Raw genomic sequence first — 15,733 nt, forward strand, 5'->3', positions numbered from 1 at the left:
TAGGAATGCGATCACCTGCCAGTCAATGACTTTTCACGTAACCGCATACCTATGCATCAGCGCCCTCTCGTTGCGGTGGGCCCGGTCAGCGCGCCATCTCCTCCTTGAGCGCCGCCACGAAGGCGTCCACGTCGTCCTCCGTGGTGTCGAAGGAGCACATCCAGCGCACGTCGCCCGCGGCCTCGTCCCAGAAGTAGAAGCGGAACCTCTTCTGCAGCCGCTCGGCGACGTCGTGCGGCAGCCGGGCGAAGACCGCGTTGGCCTGCACCGGGTGGAGGATCTCCACACCGTGCACCGCCCGCACGCCCTCGGCCAGGCGCTGCGCCATCTCGTTGCCGTGGCGGGCGTTGCGCAGCCACAGGTCCTTGGCGAGCAGGGCCTCCAACTGCACCGACACGAAGCGCATCTTGGAGGCGAGCTGCATCGACAGCTTGCGCAGGTGCTTCATGTGGCGCACGGCGTCCTGGTTGAGGACGACGACCGCCTCGCCGAACAGGGCGCCGTTCTTGGTGCCGCCGAGCGAGAGCAGGTCGACGCCGACCGCGTTGGTGAACGTCCGCATGGGCACGTCCAGGGAGGCGGCGGCATTGGCTATCCGGGAGCCGTCCAGGTGCACCTTCATGCCGTGGGCGTGGGCGTGCTCGCAGATGGCCCGGATCTCCTCGGGCGTGTAGAGCGTGCCGAGTTCGGTGCTCTGGGTGATCGAGACGACCTGCGGCATCGCGCGGTGCTCGTCGTCCCAGCCGTACGCCTGCCGGTCGATCAGCTCGGGGGTGAGCTTGCCGTCCGGGGTCGGCACCGTGAGCAGCTTGAGGCCGCCGACCCGTTCCGGGGCACCGCATTCGTCGACGTTGATGTGCGCGCTCTCCGCGCAGATCACCGCGCCCCAGCGGTCGGTGACCGCCTGGAGCGCGACGACGTTGGCACCGGTGCCGTTGAAGACGGGGAACGCCTCGGCCGTCGGCCCGAAGTGGCTGCGGATCACCCGCTGGAGGTTCGCCGTGTAGTCGTCCTCGCCGTAGGCGACCTGGTGCCCGCCGTTGGCCAGGGCCAGGGCGGCGAGCACCTCCGGGTGGGCGCCGGCGTAGTTGTCACTGGCGAATCCACGGACCTCGGGGTCGTGATGGCGACGGGCGTCGGTCTTCGGTGGGTTCACGGCTTCTCGGTCAGCCACAGACGGTTTCCGTTCACTTCCGCGGCGGGCTTGCCCCAGACTCCGGCGACCGCCTCGGCCAGGTCCTTGACGTCCGTGAAGCCCGCGAACTTCGCGTTGGGACGCTCGGCGCGCATCGCGTCGTGCACCAACGCCTTGACCACCAGGATCGCAGCCGCCGACGTCGGCCCCTGCTCGCCCCCCGCCTTGCGGAAGTAGTCCGCCATGGCCAGCGTCCACGCCTCGGCGGCGGCCTTCGCGGCCGAGTACGCGGCGTTGCCCGCGGTCGGCTGCGACGCGCCGGCGGCGCTGATCAGCACGTAGCGGCCGCGGTCGCTGCGCTGGAGCGCCTCGTGGAAGGCGAGGGAGGTGTGCTGCACGGTGCGCACCAGCAGCTTCTCCAGGAGGTCCCAGTCACCGAGGTCGGTCTTGGTGAAGTTCTGGCTGCCGCGCCAGCCGCCGACGAGGTGGACCAGGCCGTCGACGCGGCCGAACTCCTTCTCGGTCCGGTCGGCCCAGGCCCGGGTGGAGTCCAGGTCGAGCAGGTCGACGGTCTCGCCGGTGACGGTGGCGCCGCCGTGGGCGTAGCGCGCCGCGTCCACGGCCTCGGCCAGCCGCTGCGGGTCGTTGTCCGAGCCGACGACGGTGGCCCCCGCCTCGGCTAGCCGCAGCAGGGTGGCCCGTCCGGCGGGTCCGCCCGCTCCCGCCACCGCGATCACCGCGCCGTCGAGCGCCCCGTTCCCCATGGTCCTCGCCTCCCGAGCCTGTGTCCGTGCCTGGTTTCCGGTGCCGTCGTTCACGCGGCGGCCCGCTCGGCGCTGTCCGCCGTGATGCCCTTGGTGGAGGCGATCACGTTCTTGAGCTTCTTGGACAGGGCCTCGTAGAACATGCTCAGCGGAAACTCGTCCGGAAGCACGTCGTCGACGAGTTTGCGCGGCGGCAGGGTCAGGTCCAGGGCGTCGGGGCCCTTGGCCCACTTCGAGCCCGGGTGCGGGGCGAGGTAGGCGGAGACCAGCTCGTAGCCGGCGAACCAGTGGACGAGCTTGGGGCGGTCGATGCCGTCGCGGTAGAGCGTCTCGATCTCGGCGCAGAGCTGGTTGGTGACCTGCGGGGCGCGCTGCCAGTCGATGAAGAGCTTGTTGTCCGTCCAGCGGACGACGTCGTGCTTGTGCAGGTAGGCGAAGAGGAGCTGGCCGCCCAGACCGTCGTAGTTGCGCACGCGCTCACCGGTGACGGGGAAGCGGAACATGCGGTCGAAGAGCACCGCGTACTGCACGTCGCGGGCCTGCGGAACGCCGTCGGCCTCCAGCTTCACGGCCTCCTTGAAGGCGGTGAGGTCGCAGCGCAGCTCCTCGAGGCCGTACATCCAGAACGGCTGGCGCTGCTTGATCATGAAGGGGTCGAAGGGCAGGTCGCCGTGGCTGTGGGTGCGGTCGTGGACCATGTCCCACAGGACGAAGGCCTCCTCGCAGCGCTTCTGGTCGTGGACCATGGCCGCGATGTCCTCGGGCAGCTCCAGGCCGAGGATCTCGACGGCGGCATCGGTGACGCGGCGGAAGCGGGCGGCCTCGCGGTCGCAGAAGATGCCGCCCCAGGAGAAGCGCTCCGGCGCCTCGCGCACGGCGATGGTCTCCGGGAAGAGGACGGCCGAGTTGGTGTCGTAGCCGGAGGTGAAGTCCTCGAAGGTGATGCCGCAGAACAGCGGGTTGTCGTAGCGGGTGCGCTCCAGTTCGGCCAGCCAGTCGGGCCAGACCATGCGCAGCACGACCGCCTCGAGGTTGCGGTCCGGGTTGCCGTTCTGCGTGTACATCGGGAAGACGACCAGGTGCTGGAGGCCGTCCTGGCGGTTGGCGGCCGGCTGGAAGGCCAGCAGCGAATCGAGGAAGTCGGGGACCTGGAAACCGCCGTCGGCCCAGCGGCCGAGGTCCGTCACCAGCGCCTCGTGGTAGGCGCGGTCGTGCGGCAGTAGCCCGGACAGCTCGCGCACGGCGTCGGCGACGCGGCGCACGGCCTCCTCGGCGTCGGCGCGCGCCGGGGCGCCCTCGGCGGCGAAGTCGATCGACCCGTCCTTGGACTGCCATGGCCGGATCCGCTCCACGGCATCCTTGAGCACGGGCCACGCCGGGTGCTCCACCACCCTGCTCACCGGAGGAACCTTCTCCTCCGCACCCACCTGCACAAGAATTTCCGTCATGTCCCATCCTCCACGGGAGAAGCTCGTGTCAGGACACCGTATGCATACGAGGTTTCTCTCAGCAAGGGGAGCTTCCGTAAATTATCCTGCCCGACCCCGCCCATGACCGCATTTTTTCCTGCCGCGTACCGGGTTCCGTATAGCGGGCGCGACAGCGGGGAAACGATCCCGCAGGACGTCGGGCCGCCGCCCGCGCCCTCGCCGCCGTCGACGGAAGCGAGTCGAGCCTTGAACTTCCTCACCATCGGTCACCGCGGAGTGATGGGTGTCGAACCGGAGAACACCCTGCGTTCCTTCGTCGCCGCCGAGCACGCCGGCCTCGACGTCGTCGAACTGGACCTGCACCTGAGCAAGGACGGCGCCCTCGTCGTCATGCACGACGCCGACGTGGACCGCACCACCGACGGCACCGGCGCCGTCGCCGACAAGACCCTCGAGGAGCTGCGCGCGCTGGACGCGGGCCGCGGGGAGCGGGTCCCGGTCTTCGAGGAGGTGCTGGACGCCGTGTCGCTGCCGCTCCAGGCGGAGATCAAGGACGCGGCGGCGGCGCGGACGCTGGCCGAGGTGATGCTCCGCCGGGACCTGGTGGACCGGGTGGAGGTGATCTCCTTCCACGACGAGGCGATCGTGGAGATCGCCCGGCTGGTGCCGGGGGTGCGGACGGCCCTGGTCGCGCAGTACTACGGGCCCGAGGTGGTGGACCGCGCCGTGGCCGCCGGCGCCGGGACCCTGTGCCTGGACATCAACCGGATCACGCTGGAGATCGTGGAGCGGGCCCGCGAGGCGGGGCTGCGGGTCTTCTCCTGGACGGTGAACACCCAGGACCACCTGCGGCTGGTGCGCGCCCTGGGCCTGGACGGCGCGACGACCGACCACCCCGAGATCAAGCGCACCGGCCGCTTCACGGCGTGAACGTCACACCAGGGGCTTGACCAGCAGCTCGAACGCCAGGTCGGCACGGCGCGGGATGCCGAAGCGCTCGTCGCCGTACGGGAAGGGGGTCACCTCTCCCGTGCGGCGGTAGCCGCGGCGCTCGTACCAGGCGATGAGGTCCTCGCGCACGGAGATCACGGTCATGTGCATCTCCGTCGCGCCCCACCTCTCGCGGGCCTGCCGCTCCGCCTCCGCGATGATCGTCTTGCCGAGTCCCGCGCCCTGGAGGGCGGGGCTGACCGCGAACATGCCGAAGTAGGCGTGCGTCCCGCGATGTTCGAGCTGGCAGCAGGCGACGACGGTGCCGTCCCGCTCGACCGTCAGCAGCCTGCTGTCCGGCGACTCGACGACCGCCAGCACGCCCTCCGGGTCGGTGCGCCGCCCCTCCAGGATGTCCGCCTCGGTCGTCCATCCGGCACGGCTGGACTCCCCGCGGTACGCGGACTCGATGAGCGCGACCAGCGTGTCCACGTCGGCGGCGGTGGCGTCGCGGAAGGTCAGTCGGCTGGTGGCGGTTTCCATGGGGGCGTCTCCGGTTCGTTCTCGGGCGCGGCGCGGGCACCGATGAGCGTATCGCCGCCGTTAGGCTCCGGACGCATGGTGCATGTACTCAGCAGCCGGATCCTGCTCCGCCCCACCGACCCCGACCGTTCGCGCCGCTTCTACGGCGAGCAGCTCGGCCTGGCCGTCCACCGCGAGTTCGGCACCGGGCCCGAGCGGGGCACCGTGTACTTCCTCGGCGGCGGCCTCCTGGAGGTGTCCGGCCGTGCCGAGGCGCCCCTGTCCCCCGCGCTCGCGCTGTGGCTCCAGGTCGAGGACGCGGAGGCCGCCCGGGCCGAACTGGTGGCGAAGGGTGTGGGGATCGTCCGGCCGCCGGTCAGGGAACCGTGGGGGCTGGTCGAGATGTGGATCGAGGACCCGGACGGCACGCGGATCGTGCTGGTGGAGGTGCCGGCGGACCACCCGCTGCGCTACCGCCCCGGCATCTGACCCGGGCGGTGGCCGCGCCGGGCGGGGTCAGATCCGCAGCGCGTCCAGGCGCCCTTCGAGCTGGCCCAGCAGGGCTCCGAGCAGTGCGGCCAGCTCTCCCTGCGCGGGCCCGTCCACGCCGGACAGCACGGCCGACTCGTAGGCGAGCTGATCGGGCAGGATGCCGTCGACGAGGTCGCGTCCGGCGTCGGTGAGGCGTACATGGGCGACCCGGCGGTCACGGGTGTCGCCGCGGCGTTCCACCAGGCCGCGTTCGGTGAGCTGCTTGAGGCGCTTGGTGACGGCGGCCCCCGAGGAGAACGTCTCGCGGGCCAGTTCCCCGGGCGTCAGCTCGTGTCCGGTGCGGCGCAGCGCGCCGAGCAGGTCGAACTCGGCACGGCTGAGGCCCGCCCGCCGCAGCGGGGCGTCCTCGGCCTGCTGGAGGAGGGCGGCGCAGCGGTTGATGCGGCCGATGATCTCCATGGGGCCGGTGTCGAGGTCGGGGTGGACGGCCCGCCACTGCCTCACGACCGCCGCGACGGTGTCTCCGTCCGGCCCTCCCCTCGCGCCGCCTGCGGCCGCCGAGCCCCCGTCGCTTGCGGTCATGGCCGTACGTCCTCCGTCCTCGCACCGGTGTCCCGGGCGGTGCCCGCCGCCCGGCGTCGCACCGTTGCGGCGAGCGTACGGTGTCCGGCCTGCTCGGCGAGCACGACCCTCTCCTGCGGCAGGGCGCGCTGCCACCATTCACCGGCCGCGGCGTCGGCCGTGGCGCGCAGGTCGGTCAGCGCGGCGGCCAGGCCCCGGCGGGCGCCCTCCAGCGCGGCGGGGGACGGCTCGGGCTCGGCCAGGACGCGGGCGGCACGCTCGCGGGCACGGTCCGCCGCGGCCACCGCCTGTTCGACGTGGTCGCCGGCGCGCCGGTTGGTGACGACGACGGCCGCGAGGAAGCCCACCAGGGCGCCGACGAGGGTGTCCACCACCCGCTCGGTCATCAGCTCGCCGGGCTTCTGGTAGCCGGCGAACTCCGTGATGAGCAGGGCCATCGGCGTCACGCAGACCGAGCCGAGCCAGTAGTTGCGGGTGATCAGGGCCTCGGCGCCGAAGTTGAGCGCGACGCAGATCAGCACGAGGAGGATCCGACCGGCGTGGGCGAGCGGGGCGAGGGCGGCGAACAGCAGCACCCCGGCGAGGTTGCCGACGACGCGCTGGACGGCCCTGCTCCAGGTGAGGCTCAGGTTGGCCTGATAGAGCGCGGCGGCGGTGACCAGCGCCCAGTAGGGGCGGCCGATGCCCAGCGCGAGGGAGGCGTAGCCGGCCAGGGCGCAGCCGAGGGCGGTGCGCGCGGCGATGGGGGTGAGCGGGCCGAGCCGCCGCCACAGGGGGGCAGGGCGGGCGGCGAGTTCGGCGTCGACGCCCAGCAGCTCCTCGGTGTCCGAGGCGTCGGCGCGGGGGCCGGCGGTACGGGGGACGCGGCCGCCGCCACGCAGGGCGCGGGCCCACTCGCGCAGTTGCTCCGGGTCCGTGTCGGCGGGGGCGGCGAGCGCGACCTCGGCGCGGACGACCAGGCGCTCCAGGGCGTGCCGGGTGGCTGCGCGGGCGCCGCTGACGGGCAGGGAGAGCAGGGTCTGCCAGGCGGCCTGGACGGCGGCGTATCCGGCGGCCCGGGCCTGGGCGTGGCCGTCCCCGGTGCCGCGGGTGCCGGCGTACGCGGCGGCGGCGTTCAGGGCCTGCGCGGTGGCGCGGCGCTCGGGGCCGTGCGGGCGGAGCAGGGCGGGGGCCATGCCGACGACCCAGGCCCAGGCGCCGGCCGCGGCGCCGAGGGCGAGGTGGCCGGGGACCTGGCCGAGGGTCTGCGGGGCGAACAGGGCCGCGGAGCTGATGAAGGTGAGGACCACGTTGCCCGGCGGGCCGAGGCGGGTGGCGTCGCTCAGTGCCTTCTGCGCGGCGGCGAGGAGGGCACCGACGGCCACGAGGACGACCGCGTCGCGGGTGAGGGAGGCGGTGACCAGGGCGACGGCGAGGCCGCCGAGCATGCCGAGCACCACCCAGGCCAGGGTGCGGGCGCGGGCCGCGTAGGGGCGGTTGTGGGCGTAGAGCGCGCACAGGGACCCGGCCATCGTGTACATCGCCAGGTCGAGGCGGCCGAGCGCCAGCAGGGTCAGGTTGGGCGGGGCGATGGCGGCGACCGAGCTGAGGGCGGGCTTGAACCAGATCTCCGAGGGGCGGCGCAGCCGCAGCACGCCTGCCAGGGACAGGCGGCGACGGAGCGGGGTGCCGGGGGTGGGGGTCGCACTGCTCATGGGCTTTAGTTTAACAGGTGTTTTACTCGTAAATAATACGCCGGGAGGGCCGGCCGCCCCGCTCCGGCCTGGTGGCGCGTGCCGCGCGCCGCCGCATGCCCCCCGTGTACTCCCTTGCGCTCGCGTGCGCGCCGGACGGCGCGGGCAGGCCTTGACCGACGGTCGAGCGGGGGAGGTACGGGTGCACGGACCAGCGTCGTCGGGCTGGCTGCTGGTCGCGCTGTGCGCGGCCACCGGGGCCTACTGTCTGCTGCGGATGCGCAGCAGCGTCGAGGAGCAGCGCCGCGCGGCGGGCGGTGAGGCCCTGATGGGATTCGGCATGGCCGCGATGGCCGTGCCCGCGGCGACCCCACCGGGCTGGGCCTGGCCCGTCTGCGCGGTGGTGTTCGCCGGCGCCGGGCTGCACGCCCTGTGGGCGGCCCGGACGCGGCCGCACCATCTCCATCATCTCGTCGGTGCGGTGGCCATGGTCCACATGTCGCTGGCGATGGCGGGCTCCACGGCGGGCGGCCCCGGGCACGGGCACGGCGGTTCGCCGGTCCCGCTGCTGACCGGGGCGCTGCTGCTCTACTTCACCGGGTACGTGCTGCTGACCGGCGCGCGGCTGATACCCGTCACGGCCGTGGCGGGCGGCCCCGCGGGCGCCGGGTGGGGGGACCGGCCGGAGCTGGCCCACGCGTGCCGGCTGTCGATGGGGATCGCGATGCTGGCGATGCTGCTGACCATGTGAAGGCCCGGCGGCTCGGCACAGCCGGCGCGGGCCGCCCCGCGGCCGTTGTCTGCGTCACTTCGCCTCCACCGGGCGTACGGCCGGACCAGGTACCGGGCGACGCGCCGGGGTCGGTCCGGCTGGTCGTTCTGGAGAGCGAGCGCGCCGACGCCTGGTGGCTGCCGGGCACTCCCCCGCGGCTGGTCGTCACCACCGGCGCTGCGCCGGCTCGGGGGCCGCCGGCTCGACGCCGTGCTCACCCACGAGCGGGGACACGCGCAGGCCTAGCACGAGTGGCGGCTGCACTGCTCGGCCGCGCCGGCGGACGGCTTTCCCCAGGTGCCGGTGTTCGCCGCGTTCCGCGACGAGACGCACCGCCTGGTCGAACTCGCCGACGACGACGTGGCGTCCCGGCGCTTCGGCCGGCTGACGGCCGCGCTCGCGCTGATCGAACTCAACGAGGACCGCGGTGTGTTCGGCCCCGGTCCGGCCGCGCACGCCGATGTGCCCCGGCGGGGTCCACCGCCTGCTGACCTCTCCGGACCGCCTGCGCGGCCCGGTGCCTGCGCCTGACAGCGACGGCCGCGCTGGTGCCGGCGCTGCCGGTGCTGGTGGCCTTCGTACCGGGGCTGCGCGGGCTCGGGGGTAGCGGCGCGGGACCGCCCGTCCGCTCCGACACCCCTGGCCCACGGTTCACTTGCCGTGGGATTGGCCTCCCGCGCCCCGGGTCGGCGAGGATCGCAGCATGCATGCGACGCCCGTCGGCTCCGAGTCCGACTCCCCGGCCCGTCCGCCGCAGCGCCGCACCGCCGTCCGCGCGGCCTGGGCGCTGGCCCTGTCCTCGGCGGTGCTGCTCGTCCTGGTCGCGGCCCGCTGGCGCCCGTTGACCGACTGGGACGGCGACATCTCCCGGACCACGCACCGCTGGGCGGTCGAGGACGCGGACGTCACCCACGTCATGCGCGTCCTCAGCGACTGGGTGTGGGACACGTGGACGATGCGCCTGCTGTGCGCCCTGGTGGTGCTGTGGCTGTGGTGGCGGCGCAGGGACCGCGGGACGGCCGTGTGGCTGGCGGCGGCCTGCCTGCTGGGCAGTCTGCTCCAGCAGGTCCTGAAGGCGGCGGTGGACCGCGCCCGCCCCGTCTGGCCCGACCCCGTCGACTCCGCGCACTTCGCCGCCTTCCCATCGGGCCACGCCATGACCGCCACGTTCGTGTGCGGCCTGCTGGTGTGGCTGCTCCACCACTACGGCGCGGCCCGGGGGCTGCGCCTGACCGCGCTGGCCGTGGCCGTGGTCTCCGTGGCCGGTGTCGGCGTGACCCGGGTGTGGCTCGGCGTCCACTGGACCACGGACGTCGTCGGGGGCTGGCTCATGGGCTCCCTGGTGGTGGCCCTCGCGGTGCTGGCCCACGGGAGGTGGGCACGGTGAGCGTTTCGGCGCGGCGGGCGCCCGGGGGCGGGCGGCGGGGCCCGGTGCGCGGGGGACGGAGAGGGCGGCGCCCCCGCCCCGCGGCCCCGGTCCCCGGCACCGAAGGTGGCCGGCCGGGGACTTCCCGGGCGGGGGGCGTGGCCCCGTAGGATCCCTCCCCATGACCGCCGTCCTGTTCGACTTCTCCGGGACCCTCTTCCGCATCGAGTCCACCGAGGCCTGGCTGCGCGCGGTGCTCAAGGACGCCGAAGTGGCGCTTGACGAACCGGAGTTGGCCAGGACCGCCCGGGCCCTCGAGGCGGCGGGGGCGCTGCCGGGGGGTGCGCATCCACTACGGGTGCCGGAGGAACTCGCCGATGTCTGGGAGCGCCGGGACGAGAGTTCGGAACTGCACCGGGCCGCCTACACCGGGCTGGCCCGCCAAGTCCCGCTGCCCCGACCGGGCTTGTACGACGCGCTGTACGACCGGCACCGGACGCCGGGCGTCTGGAGCCCGTACCCCGACGCCGCCGAGGTGCTGAGCACGCTGCGCGAGCGCGGGACAGCCGTGGGCGTGATCAGCAACATCGGCTGGGACCTGCGCCCGGTCTTCCGCGAGCACGGCCTCGACCGGTACGTCGACACCTACGTGCTGTCGTACGAGCACGGCATCCGCAAGCCCGACCCCCGGCTGTTCGCGATGGCCTGCGCGGGGCTCGGCGCCGAGCCGGGCCGGACGCTGATGGTCGGCGACGAGCCCCGGGCGGACGGCGGTGCGCGGGCCCTCGGGTGCCGCGTGCACTACGTGGACCCGCTGCCGGTGGCCCGGCGGCCGGACGCCCTGCGGCCCGTCCTGGACCTGGTGCGCTGAACCGCCGGCGTCTCAGCCCCTGGCCCGGAGGTACGCGTCCAGCTCCGCGGCGCCGGTCAGCATCGCCCGGCCGCGGGCGGACAGCCGGGCGCGCCAGTCGGACAGGGCGGCCTCCAGCGGCTCCAGACCGCCGGCCGTCCGTACCCGGGTGAGCAGCGGGGCGATCTGCTCCAGCAGATAGCCGCCCCGCCTGAGCTGGTGGGCGAGCCGCGCGTCCCGTACGTCGGCCTCGGCGTAGACCCGGTAGCCGGTCACCGGGTCGCGGCGCGGGCGCACCAGCCCGGCGCGTTCCCACTTGCGCAGGGTCGCGGGCCGGATGCCGAGCCTGCGGGCCAGCGGCCCGATGAACGTGTCGCCCTTGACGGCGCCCGCGGCGGACTCGGGAGCCGCGCCGGGCTCCAGGTCGCGCAGGGCGCTCTCCACGGCCTCGAGGGTCCGCCGATCCTCGAGGAGTTGGGCGTGGCTCTCGTCGAGGAGGCGGAACGCCTCGTCGGGCTGTCCCTCGTTCACGGCCCGCATGATCGACGCCGCCGTCCGGTGGCCGTGCCCGGGCACCAGGGCGAGGAACGCGCCGAGGGCCCGCGCGTGCAGCGGGGTGTAGGTGCGGTAGCCGTGCGCCGTGCGGTCTGCGGCCGGGAGGATGCCGGCCTCCTCGTAGTTGCGGACCGCCTGCGTCGACAGACCGTGCGCCCGCGCGAGGTCGACCGGCCTGAGGCGTTCCCCGTTTTGAAGGTTTCTCCCCAAGACCGCTCTCCTGGCGCCGAAAAGTTTCTATCGAAAGTTCAACGATACCGTTGAATCCATGGTCACCGACATCAAGGACGCCACCCGGCCCGTCGACGCCTCCGCCGTCCTCGGACTGCTCCCCGCCCGGCCCCGGCTGCTCGCCCTGGGCGAGCCGGCCCACACCGAGGACACCCTGCTGGAGGTGCGCAACGACCTCTTCCTCCAGCTCGCCGAGGAGGGTTACCGGACCATCGCCGTCGAGAGCGACTGCCTGCGGGGCCTGCTCGTGGACGACTACGTCACCTCGGGCACCGGCACCCTCGACGAGGTCGTGGAGAACGGGTTCAGCCACGGCTGGGGCGCCTGCGCGGGCAACCGCGAACTCGTGCGCCGGATGCGCGCCCACAACGAGACCCGGCCGGCGTCCGAGCACGTCCGCTTCGCCGGATTCGACGGACCGCTGGAGATCACCGGCGCCGAGAGCCCCCGGCGCGCCCTGACCGCGCTCCACGACCACCTCGCGGCCCGGGTGGACCCCGCGCTGCTCCCCTGCACCGCTGAGACGCTCGACCACCTGCTCGGCGCCGACGAACGCTGGACCGACCCCGCCGCGATGACGGACCCGGCGCGCTCCGTGGGGCGGTCGGCCGAGGCGGCCCGGCTGCGACTGCTCGCCGACGACCTGGTGGCCCTGCTGGACACGCAGACGCCGCACCTGCTCACGGCGGCCTCGCGGGACGAGTGGGAGCGGGCGCGCCTGTACGGGCGTACCGCGACCGGTCTGCTGCGCTACCACCACTGGACGGCCGACACCTCACCGGCACGCATGACCCGGCTGGTGGCCGCCCGGGACCGGATGATGGCCCACAACCTCCTCGCCCTCGCCGAACGGGGCCCGGTCTTCGTGCACGCCCACAACTCCCACCTCCAGCGGGCCAAGAGCACGATGCGGATGTGGGAGGGGCCGGTGGAGTGGTGGAGCGCCGGCGCGCTGGTCGGCGCCCGGCTCGGGCGGGAGTACGCCTTCGTGGCCACGGCCCTCGGCACCCTCGGTCACCGGGGAGTGGACACGCCCGCCCCGGACACCGTCGAGGGCCTCCTGTACGCGCTCCCGGAGGACCGCCGCCTCGTCGACCCCGCTCGGCTGGCCGCCGCCCTCGGCGACCGGCGGCCCGTACCCCGTGAGTCCCCCTGGTTCGGGTACGCCCCGCTCGACCCGGGGCAGCTCGCGGGCCTCGACGGCCTGGTCTTCGTCAAGGACGCGGGGCGCCGCCCGTGAGACCACCGTCGGCCTCGGGTGATCCCCCGTGTCACCCGAGGCCGACGGCAGCGTGGAACGGTCCCGCCCGGGGGCCGTCCGTCCGCGCTGAGTATAGTTGGCTGCCAGCCAGTCAACGCAGGAGTCCAGCATGTCCCCGCGCAGCACCACGGTCAATGAAGAGTTGCGGAGGCGCTCGAAGGAGCGGCTCCTGCAGGCCGCCGTGGAGCTGGTGGGCGAGCGCGGATACGACTCCACGACGCTCGGCGACATCGCCGACCGGGCGGGTTCGGCACGGGGGCTGGTGTCGTACTACTTCCCGGGCAAGCGGCATTTGGTGCAGTCCGCCGTGCACCGGCTGATGCACCGGACCCTCGAGGAGGCCCTGGAACGCGAGCCGCAGACCGAGGACGGGCCGGAGCGGATGGCACGGGCCATCGACGCGATCCTGGGCCTCGCCCGGGACCGGCCGGTGCTCATGCGCCAGCACATGGCGGGGATGCTCGACGCGGAGGGCTTCATGCCCTGCCCGGAGCAGCGGCGCCTCGCCGAGCTGCTGCGGGACACCGTCGCCCGGCACGGCTCCCAGGACGTCGACCACGACTACCCGATGCTGCGGGCGCTGCTCATGGGTGCCGTCTTCGCCGCCCTGGTGCCGGGGGTGCCCATGCCCGTGCCGACGCTGCGCGCCGAGCTCTTCAAGCGCTACGGGCTGAGCTGGGAACTGGGTGTCCCGCCGGACACCGAGGCGCCCGGCGGGACCCGTGAAACGGATCTCTCGCGGTTCTTCGCGACCGGCGCGGCCCGCAAGTGACCGCCGCCGGCCGGCGGATCAGTCGAAGTAGTCCGGCTGCGTCTGCACGTTGAGTTCGCGCAGGTGGACCCGCTTGGCCGGGTCGGTGCGCCGGTCGCTGAGCTTCAGCACGTCGAAGCCCTTGGCGATGTCGTTCGAGTAGATGTAGCCGTTGTAGTAGTACGCCGACCAGGAACCGCCCGTGGCGAGCGAGTCGGTGCTCAGCGGGCCGCGCTCGAAGTAGGCGATCTCCTTCGGGCTGGAGGAGTCGGTGAAGTCCCAGACGGAGACGCCGCCCTGGTACCAGGCCTGCACCATCAGGTCCTTGCCCTTCACCGGGATCAGCGAGCCGTTGTGGGCCACGCAGTTCTCGGTGTCCGCCTGGTGGCGGGGGATCTTGAAGTAGCTGCGGAAGACGAGCTTGCGGTCGTCGCCCTTGCCGACGATGTCGTAGATGCCGTCGGCGCCGCGGTTCGGGCCGATCTCCGCGTTGCAGGTGGGTGCGCCGCCGCCGCCCAGCTCGTCGGTGAAGACGACCTTGTCGGCCTTCTGGTTGAAGGTCGCCGAGTGCCAGAACGCGAAGTTGACGTTGTCCTGGACCCGGTCGATGACCTTCGGGTTCTCGGGGTCCTTGATGGAGAACAGGATGCCGTCGCCCATGCAGGCGCCCGCCGCCAGGTCCTTGGAGGGCAGGACCGTGATGTCGTGGCAGCCGGTGGTCTTGGAGACACCCGGGTTGGTGGGTCCGCCCGGGTTGCCGCCGCCGTCGGGGCCCTCACCCGGGAAGAGCACGGGGAAGCCCACGACCGCCGCCCGCTCGGGGGCGTTGCGCGGCACCTTGATGACGGAGATGCCGTCGTGCGGCGGCTGGCAGTCCGGGTAGGCGGCGTTCGGCGAGTACGAGGAGACGTAGACGTAGACGTTCTTGCGTTCGGGAACCAGCGTGTGGGTGTGCGAGCCGCAGGCGGTCTCGACGGCGGCGACGTACTTCGGGTTCCGCTTGTCGCTGATGTCGAAGACCTTCATGCCCTCCCACGAGGACTTCTCGGTCGCGGGCTGGGTGGTGCTGTTGCAACTGCTGTCGCTGCGCGAGGAGTCGGTCGACAGGAACAGCAGGTTGCCGGAGACCGAGATGTCGTTCTGCGAGCCGGGGCACAGGACCTGCGCGACGGTCTTCGGCTTCTTCGGGTCGCTGATGTCGAAGATGCGGAAGCCGTCGTAGTTGCCGGCGAAGGCGTAGTCGTCCTGGAAGGCGATGTCCGTGTTGAAGCCGGGCAGCGCCTCCTTCGGGACGTTGGCCAGGTGCTGGATGTTGGCGGAGTGGACGATCTCGTCCTTGCCGGGTATCTCGCCGCTCGCTATGGCCTCGCGCGCCTCGGCGCGCGCACTCGAGGACACCTCCTTCGACGTGGCCGGGCCGTCCCCCGGATCGGGGGTGGCCGCGACCGGGCCGGCCGTGAGCAGCGCGGCCATGAGGCCGGCGGCGGCCGCCGCGACTCCGAGGCGTCTGCGCCGCGTTCGCGGGTCGCTCAACAGGTTCACTGTTTCCTCCCTACGTCCGTTCCCGTCGGAACGGTTCACGCATCCCCGCAGTATCGTCTTCGCCATGCTCATACCAACAGGGGTCAACAAACACGTAATGAAGTTTCCTGATCGGTACGGCGCGGAAGCGTGCTAGGACGGTCATCGCACTCACCGGATGTTCCGTGTTCCGTCCGCCCCAGGAGGTTTGTCGTGCCCATCCGTCCCGCGTCGTTCCGCGCGTCGCTCGTCACGGCCTCGCTGACCGCACTGGCCGTTCTGGGGCTCGGGGCCTGCGACTCCGGCCCCGACACCAAGTCGGCCGCGGCGGCGGGGCCTTCGGTGATCGCGCCGGGCGCGCCCGGCGGGGCGAACCGGACGCTCTCGGCGGAGGACGCCGAGCGGCAGCGCGCCGACGACGACTCCCCCAACTCCGCGGACGTCGCCTACGCGCGCATGATGATCCAGCACCACGCCCAGGCCCTGGAGATGACCGCGCTCGTGCCCGGTCAGGCCGAGTCCGGCCGGCTGAAGAAGCTCGCGGAGCGGATATCCGCCGCCCAGGGGCCGGAGATCACGGCCATGAAGGGCTGGCTCACCGCGCACGGCCAGAAGGAGACGGGCGGCGGGCACGACCACGGCGCGATGCCGGGGATGGCGACGCCGGAGCAGCTCGCCGAGCTGCGCGCGGCGCGTGGCGAGGACTTCGACCGGCTCTTCCTCACCCTGATGATCACTCACCACGAGGGCGCGATCACCATGGCCACGGATGTGAAGTCGCAGGGCAACAACGTGCAGATCGAGGAGATGGCCGACGACGTGGTCGCCCAGCAGACCAGCGAGATCGTGCGGATGCGCGGGATGCTGTAGGGGCACCCCGACCGGCTCCCGGCCCCCG

At 73.0% G+C, this 15,733-nt stretch carries 16 protein-coding genes and 1 pseudogene; 9 read left to right on the top strand and 8 right to left on the bottom strand.

What is annotated here, in order from left to right; genetic code table 11:
* Positions 1-85 precede the first annotated feature (85 nt).
* From ACH499_RS16785 to ACH499_RS16795, 3 genes are read right to left on the bottom strand one after another with little or no spacing between them, the layout of a single operon-like run.
* A complete protein-coding gene (locus tag ACH499_RS16785) occupies positions 86-1,156 on the bottom strand; it encodes a low specificity L-threonine aldolase (protein WP_356206054.1) in 1,071 nt (356 codons plus the stop codon).
* The gene (locus ACH499_RS16790; RefSeq protein ID WP_356206053.1) at positions 1,153-1,899 is read right to left on the bottom strand and encodes an SDR family NAD(P)-dependent oxidoreductase; all 747 of its coding nucleotides are present in this window, start codon (positions 1,897-1,899) and stop codon (positions 1,153-1,155) included. The genes ACH499_RS16785 and ACH499_RS16790 overlap by 4 nt, the downstream gene beginning before the upstream one ends.
* Positions 1,900-1,949: 50 nt before the next feature.
* Entirely contained in the window at positions 1,950-3,347 is a 1,398-nt protein-coding gene (locus tag ACH499_RS16795; protein WP_356206051.1) for a DUF6421 family protein, read from the bottom strand.
* 228 nt (positions 3,348-3,575) lie between these two features.
* Between ACH499_RS16795 and ACH499_RS16800 the strand changes: the two genes are divergently transcribed.
* Positions 3,576-4,259, top strand: coding sequence for a glycerophosphodiester phosphodiesterase family protein (locus ACH499_RS16800; protein ID WP_356206050.1), 684 nt, complete (start codon positions 3,576-3,578; stop codon positions 4,257-4,259).
* Positions 4,260-4,262: 3 nt separating this feature from the next.
* On the opposite strand, the gene ACH499_RS16805 is transcribed toward ACH499_RS16800, so the two are convergent.
* On the bottom strand, positions 4,263-4,802 hold the full coding sequence (locus ACH499_RS16805) for an N-acetyltransferase (RefSeq protein WP_356206049.1): 540 nt from the start codon (positions 4,800-4,802) through the stop codon (positions 4,263-4,265).
* A 75-nt stretch (positions 4,803-4,877) separates the two neighbouring features.
* Here ACH499_RS16805 and ACH499_RS16810 point away from each other — a divergent pair, with 75 nt between their 5' ends.
* Complete coding sequence (locus tag ACH499_RS16810; protein WP_356206048.1) at positions 4,878-5,270, top strand: VOC family protein; 393 nt, start codon at positions 4,878-4,880, stop codon at positions 5,268-5,270.
* 27 nt (positions 5,271-5,297) lie between these two features.
* Here the strand turns inward: ACH499_RS16810 and ACH499_RS16815 are convergent, their stop codons facing one another.
* Together ACH499_RS16815 and ACH499_RS16820 are read right to left on the bottom strand one after the other, a co-directional pair.
* Positions 5,298-5,855, bottom strand: coding sequence for a MarR family transcriptional regulator (locus ACH499_RS16815; RefSeq protein ID WP_356206046.1), 558 nt, complete (start codon positions 5,853-5,855; stop codon positions 5,298-5,300).
* The gene (locus tag ACH499_RS16820; RefSeq protein WP_399016474.1) at positions 5,852-7,549 is read right to left on the bottom strand and encodes an FUSC family protein; all 1,698 of its coding nucleotides are present in this window, start codon (positions 7,547-7,549) and stop codon (positions 5,852-5,854) included. The genes ACH499_RS16815 and ACH499_RS16820 overlap by 4 nt, the downstream gene beginning before the upstream one ends.
* 181 nt (positions 7,550-7,730) lie before the next feature.
* On the opposite strand from ACH499_RS16820, the gene ACH499_RS16825 reads away from it, so the two are divergent.
* The 4 genes and pseudogenes from ACH499_RS16825 (at position 7,731) to ACH499_RS16840 (ending at position 10,537) form a co-directional block, all read left to right on the top strand.
* Positions 7,731-8,279, top strand: coding sequence for a DUF5134 domain-containing protein (locus tag ACH499_RS16825; protein WP_399016476.1), 549 nt, complete (start codon positions 7,731-7,733; stop codon positions 8,277-8,279).
* A gap of 92 nt (positions 8,280-8,371) precedes the next feature.
* Positions 8,372-8,902: pseudogene (locus ACH499_RS16830) on the top strand (M56 family metallopeptidase); the annotation flags it as partial.
* Between the two features lie 101 nt (positions 8,903-9,003).
* On the top strand, positions 9,004-9,687 hold the full coding sequence (locus tag ACH499_RS16835; protein ID WP_356206041.1) for a phosphatase PAP2 family protein: 684 nt from the start codon (positions 9,004-9,006) through the stop codon (positions 9,685-9,687).
* Between the two features lie 160 nt (positions 9,688-9,847).
* Entirely contained in the window at positions 9,848-10,537 is a 690-nt protein-coding gene (locus ACH499_RS16840) for an HAD family hydrolase (RefSeq protein ID WP_399016478.1), read from the top strand.
* A gap of 12 nt (positions 10,538-10,549) precedes the next feature.
* On the opposite strand, the gene ACH499_RS16845 is transcribed toward ACH499_RS16840, so the two are convergent.
* The gene (locus ACH499_RS16845; RefSeq protein WP_399016480.1) at positions 10,550-11,281 is read right to left on the bottom strand and encodes a TioE family transcriptional regulator; all 732 of its coding nucleotides are present in this window, start codon (positions 11,279-11,281) and stop codon (positions 10,550-10,552) included.
* A 58-nt stretch (positions 11,282-11,339) separates the two neighbouring features.
* On the opposite strand from ACH499_RS16845, the gene ACH499_RS16850 reads away from it, so the two are divergent.
* Positions 11,340-12,542 carry an erythromycin esterase family protein gene (locus tag ACH499_RS16850; protein ID WP_399016482.1) on the top strand — a complete coding sequence of 401 codons (1,203 nt, stop codon included), beginning with the start codon at positions 11,340-11,342 and terminating at the stop codon, positions 12,540-12,542.
* Positions 12,543-12,672: 130 nt separating this feature from the next.
* The gene (locus ACH499_RS16855; protein WP_356202675.1) at positions 12,673-13,335 is read left to right on the top strand and encodes a helix-turn-helix domain-containing protein; all 663 of its coding nucleotides are present in this window, start codon (positions 12,673-12,675) and stop codon (positions 13,333-13,335) included.
* Positions 13,336-13,353: 18 nt separating this feature from the next.
* Here ACH499_RS16855 and ACH499_RS16860 read toward each other — a convergent pair whose 3' ends face one another.
* On the bottom strand, positions 13,354-14,856 hold the full coding sequence (locus tag ACH499_RS16860; RefSeq protein WP_399016484.1) for an LVIVD repeat-containing protein: 1,503 nt from the start codon (positions 14,854-14,856) through the stop codon (positions 13,354-13,356).
* Between the two features lie 192 nt (positions 14,857-15,048).
* Between ACH499_RS16860 and ACH499_RS16865 the strand changes: the two genes are divergently transcribed.
* A complete protein-coding gene (locus ACH499_RS16865; RefSeq protein ID WP_399016486.1) occupies positions 15,049-15,705 on the top strand; it encodes a DUF305 domain-containing protein in 657 nt (218 codons plus the stop codon).
* The last annotated feature ends 28 nt before the right edge of the window (positions 15,706-15,733 follow it).

The organism is Streptomyces sp. NPDC018947 (assembly GCF_044390505.1).
Classification (GTDB): domain Bacteria; phylum Actinomycetota; class Actinomycetes; order Streptomycetales; family Streptomycetaceae; genus Streptomyces.

Excerpts from the sequence above, each read along its gene's own strand:
- ACH499_RS16840 (WP_399016478.1), top strand. The coding sequence starts at position 9,848 with ATGACCGCCGTCCTGTTCGACTTCTCCGGGACCCTCTTCCGCATCGAG.
- ACH499_RS16850 (WP_399016482.1), top strand. The coding sequence starts at position 11,340 with ATGGTCACCGACATCAAGGACGCCACCCGGCCCGTCGACGCCTCCGCC.
- ACH499_RS16790 (WP_356206053.1), bottom strand. The coding sequence starts at position 1,899 with ATGGGGAACGGGGCGCTCGACGGCGCGGTGATCGCGGTGGCGGGAGCG.
- ACH499_RS16795 (WP_356206051.1), bottom strand. The coding sequence starts at position 3,347 with ATGACGGAAATTCTTGTGCAGGTGGGTGCGGAGGAGAAGGTTCCTCCG.
- ACH499_RS16820 (WP_399016474.1), bottom strand. The coding sequence starts at position 7,549 with ATGAGCAGTGCGACCCCCACCCCCGGCACCCCGCTCCGTCGCCGCCTG.
- ACH499_RS16835 (WP_356206041.1), top strand. The coding sequence starts at position 9,004 with ATGCATGCGACGCCCGTCGGCTCCGAGTCCGACTCCCCGGCCCGTCCG.
- ACH499_RS16855 (WP_356202675.1), top strand. The coding sequence starts at position 12,673 with ATGTCCCCGCGCAGCACCACGGTCAATGAAGAGTTGCGGAGGCGCTCG.
- ACH499_RS16810 (WP_356206048.1), top strand. The coding sequence starts at position 4,878 with ATGGTGCATGTACTCAGCAGCCGGATCCTGCTCCGCCCCACCGACCCC.
- ACH499_RS16815 (WP_356206046.1), bottom strand. The coding sequence starts at position 5,855 with ATGACCGCAAGCGACGGGGGCTCGGCGGCCGCAGGCGGCGCGAGGGGA.
- ACH499_RS16805 (WP_356206049.1), bottom strand. The coding sequence starts at position 4,802 with ATGGAAACCGCCACCAGCCGACTGACCTTCCGCGACGCCACCGCCGCC.